Genomic DNA, 4199 nt, shown 5'->3' on the forward strand with positions numbered 1-4199 from the left:
CTGCCGGTGGGAGGGGACCGTCCGGCGGCGCCTGCCGCCGACTGACAGTCCCCCCTCCTAGGCTGGTCGACGTGCTGCGCGAGATCCGGATCCAGAACCTCGGCGTCATCGACGACGCCGTCCTGGCCCTGTCCCCAGGCCTCAACGTCGTCACCGGTGAGACCGGTGCCGGCAAGACCATGGTCGTCTCCGGCCTCGGCCTGCTCCTCGGCGCCCGCGCCGACGCAGGCCTGGTGCGCAACGGGGCCACCGCCGCCTCGATCGAGGGGCTGGTCGAGGTGCCCGAGGGCCACCCGGCCCTGGTCCGCGCCCAGGAGGCGGGGGGCGACACCGAGGACGGGCTCATCCTGGCCCGCACCGTCTCCGCCGAGGGCCGCTCGCGGGCCCACGTCGGCGGCCGCAGCGCCCCGATCGGGGTGCTCTCCGACCTGCGCGAGCTCCTCGTCGCGGTCCACGGCCAGTCCGACCAGTGGCGGCTGCGCCAGCCCGACCAGCACCGGGTGGTGCTGGACGGCTTCGCCGGCACCTCCGTCGCCATGCCGCTGGCCCGCTACACCGCCCTGTATGACGAGCACCACCAGCTCCGCACGGAGCTGGACGAGCTGCGCACGTTGGCGCGGGACCGCGCCCGCGAGATCGACGTGCTCACCGCCGGCGTCGAGGAGGTCGAGGCAGTCGACCCCCAGCCCGGGGAGGACCACGAGCTGCGCGCCGAGGACGAGCGCCTCGCCCACGCCGAGGGCCTGCGCGGCAGCGCCGGCCTGGCCCACGCCCTCGTGGCCGGGGCCACCGGTGGCCCCGAGGAGGAGGCCGCCGACGAGGTCCGCGGCAACGTCGTCGAGCTGCTCGCCGAGACCCGCGCCACGCTGGGCGCCGCCTCCGTCCACGACCCTGTGCTGGCCGACCTCGAACGCCGGGCCCAGGAGCTGGGATACCTCGCGGCCGACCTGGGAGCCGACCTCGCGGCCTACCTCAGCGACGTCGACGTCGACCCCGCCCGGCTCGCCTGGGTGCAGGAGCGGCGCGCCGACCTGGCCCGGCTGCAGCGCAAGTACGGCGACACCGTCGACGACGTGCTGGCCTGGGCCAAGGAGGCCGCCGCCCGGCTCGACCGGCTGGTCACCGCCGACGACCGGGCCGAGGCCATGCAGGCCCGGCTGGAGCAGCTCGAGGCGGAGCTGACCGTCGCGGCGGCCGAGCTCACCGCCGCCCGCACCGCCGCCGCACAGGACTTCGGCCGGCGGGTAACCGAGGAGCTGGCGCACCTGGCGATGGGCAAGGCCGTGGTCCAGGTGGCGGTGCAGCCGCGTGAGACCTTCCTGCGCCACGGCGCCGACGACGTGGAGATCCTGCTCGCAGCCAACCCCGGTGCACCCCCGCGCAGCGTCGCCAAGGCCGCCTCCGGTGGTGAGCTGTCCCGGGTGATGCTCGCGCTGGAGGTCGTCACCGGCAGCGGCGACGTGCCCACGTTCGTCTTCGATGAGGTGGACGCCGGCGTCGGAGGCAAGGCGGCCCTCGACGTCGGGGCCCGGCTGGCGGAGCTGGCCCGGTCCGCGCAGGTGATCGTGGTCACCCACCTGGCCCAGGTCGCGGCCTTCGCCGACCAGCACCTGGTCGTGCACAAGACCGACGACGGGCACGTCACCGCCAGCGGGGTCGCCGCGGTGACGGGGGAGGACCGGCTGCGTGAGCTGGCGCGGATGATGGCCGGGGTCGAGGACTCCGGCGTGGCCATCGAGCACGCCCGCGAGCTGCTCGCCCAGGCCGGGCAGGCGGTGGGCTGAGCACGCGCCAAACGTGACAAGGCCGTGACCCGGTGCGCCGTCGGCGGCATCGGGGCTGATGACGCGCCGTGGCACGATAGCCCCGATGTCACTCTCCATCCGACGCCGGAGCAGCCGCGAACCGGAAGTGCCCGGGGTCCGCGGCCCTGTCCGCGTGGACGCCCGGACCAAGAACCTCACCAAGCGTCTCAAGCCCGGCGACATCGCCGTGATCGACCACCAGGACATCGACAAGGTGAGCGCCGAGGCACTGCTCGCCTGCCGCCCGGCCGCCGTCGTCAACGCCTCGCCCTCCATCAGCGGGCGCTACCCCAACCTCGGCCCCGAGATCCTCGTCGACGGCGGGGTGCCGCTGATCGACAACACCGGGCGGGACGTGATGCACGCGCTGCACGAGGGGCAGCAGGTGCGCATCGAGGTCGACGAGATCTACGTCGGCGACACCATCGTGGCCAAGGGGCACCTGTTCGACCACGAGTCGGTGCAGGCCGCCATGAACGAGGCCCGCGCCGGGCTCGCGGTGCAGCTCGAGGCGTTCGCGGCCAACACGATGGAGTACCTCCGCCGGGAGCGCGAGCTGCTCCTCGACGGGGTCGGCGTCCCGGACATCCGCACCGAGATCGACGGGCGGCACGTCCTGGTGGTGGTGCGCGGCTACCACTACAAGGAGGATCTGCAGACCCTGCGGCACTACATCCGCGAGTACCGCCCCATCCTCATCGGCGTCGACGGCGGCGCCGACGCCCTGGTCGAGGAGGGGCACAAGCCGCACCTGGTCGTCGGCGACATGGACTCGGTCTCCGACGCCACGCTGACCTGCGGTGCCGAGATCGTCGTGCACGCCTACCGGGATGGCCGCGCACCCGGCCTGGAGCGGGTGCACAACCTGGGCATCGACCCGGTGGTGTTCCCGGCGACCGGCACCAGCGAGGACGTCGCCATGCTGCTGGCCGACGACAAGGGCGCGACCCTGATCGTGGCCGTCGGCACGCACGCCACCCTGGTGGAGTTCCTCGACAAGGGCCGCTCGGGCATGGCCAGCACGTTCCTCACCCGGCTGCGGGTCGGCGGCAAGCTCGTCGACGCCAAGGGCGTGAGCCGCCTCTACCGGTCGCGGATCTCCAACCTGTCCCTGTTCGCAATGCTCGCCGTGGGGCTGTTCGCCCTGTATGCCGCGCTGGCCGCCACGCCTGCCGGCACCGCCACGCTCACCGTGGTCGGTGCCCGCTGGGACGACGTGTGGTCCTGGATCGTAGGACTCTTCTCGTGATCGACTTCCGCTACCACCTCGTCTCCATCGTCTCGATCTTCCTGGCCCTCGCCGTGGGGATCGTCCTGGGGGCCGGCCCGCTGCAGAACAACATCGGCCAGTCCCTCAACGACCAGGTGACCGCGCTGCGCCAGGACAAGGCGACGCTGCGCGCCCAGCTCGACGCCCAGCAGCGCGGGATCGACGCGCGCGACACCTTCGCCAACACGGTGACCCCCAAGCTGGTCGCCGGCACCCTGTCGGGGCGCACGGTCAGCCTGGTGGTGGCGCCCGGCGCCGACGCCGACACGGTCAAGAAGACGACCACCGCCCTGATCGGCGCCGGCGCCCGGATCGGGTCCACGGTGACGCTGACGGACGCGTGGGTGGACCCGACCAAGCGCACCTTCCGGGACAACCTCGCCACCCAGCTCGCGTCCCTGGTCAAGGCGCCCGGGACGCTCAGCACCCCCGAGATGCTGCCCGGGACCGTGCTCGCGCGCGCCCTGCTGACCACGGCCGAGCGGCCCACGGACAAGCTCGACCCCAGCGCCGCCCAGGCACTGGAGGGACTCAGGGCCGGCGACCTGCTCACGGTGGGCTCCGACCCGGTCGTCCCGGCCTCGAGTGCCGTCCTCGTGGCCGGCCCGGTCAAGGGCGCCAACGATCAGGACACCGCCGCGCGGCTCGCCTCGTGGGTGGCGCTTACCCGGGCCCTGGACGCGGCCAGCTCGGGCACCGTGGTGACCTCGACGATGAACGCCACGGACCCGCAGACCACCGGCGCCCTCGTGGCCGCGGTGCGGGCGGACGGCGACGCGAGCAAGGCCGTCTCGACCGTGGACGACGGCGACCAGAGCATCGGGGCGGCTCCGCTGGTCGAGGCGCTCGTCGAGCAGTACGCCGGACGCAGCGGCCACTACGGGGTCGGTTCGGACGCGGCGTCCGTGCTGCCCGACGCGACGAAGTGAGCCTCGACCGCCGGGCCATCGCCCTGACCGCCGGGGCAGCGGGTGCCGCCGTCGCGCTCCGCGGGCTGCGCCACCGGCCGCCCGGCGGGGAGACCCGCTGGACCCGGACCAACCACGCCGGTGAGCCGGTGACGCTGCTGGAGGGACCGGCATACGTCGCGGGCACGCTCGCCGGGCTGGCCGCGGGTGCCGCCG

The 4199-nt window shown here is 73.9% G+C and carries 3 protein-coding genes and 1 pseudogene; all 4 read left to right on the forward strand.

All coding sequences use genetic code 11. The annotated features are described in order from the left end of the window. Positions 1–71: 71 nt before the first annotated feature. A complete protein-coding gene (gene recN / locus VF825_RS07000; RefSeq protein ID WP_331111571.1) occupies positions 72–1784 on the forward strand; it encodes a DNA repair protein RecN in 1713 nt (570 codons plus the stop codon). Between the two features lie 85 nt (positions 1785–1869). Then, complete coding sequence (gene steA, locus VF825_RS07005) at positions 1870–3054, forward strand: putative cytokinetic ring protein SteA (RefSeq protein ID WP_331111573.1); 1185 nt, start codon at positions 1870–1872, stop codon at positions 3052–3054. Beyond that, a complete protein-coding gene (locus tag VF825_RS07010) occupies positions 3051–4004 on the forward strand; it encodes a copper transporter (protein WP_331111575.1) in 954 nt (317 codons plus the stop codon). The genes steA and VF825_RS07010 overlap by 4 nt, the downstream gene beginning before the upstream one ends. After that, positions 4001–4199: pseudogene (locus VF825_RS07015) on the forward strand (hypothetical protein); the annotation flags it as partial. The gene VF825_RS07010 and the pseudogene VF825_RS07015, both read left to right, overlap by 4 nt.

Source organism: Oryzihumus sp., from assembly GCF_036391795.1.
In the GTDB taxonomy this organism is placed as follows: domain Bacteria; phylum Actinomycetota; class Actinomycetes; order Actinomycetales; family Dermatophilaceae; genus Oryzihumus.

Excerpts from the sequence above, each read along its gene's own strand:
- steA (WP_331111573.1), top strand. The coding sequence starts at position 1,870 with ATGTCACTCTCCATCCGACGCCGGAGCAGCCGCGAACCGGAAGTGCCC.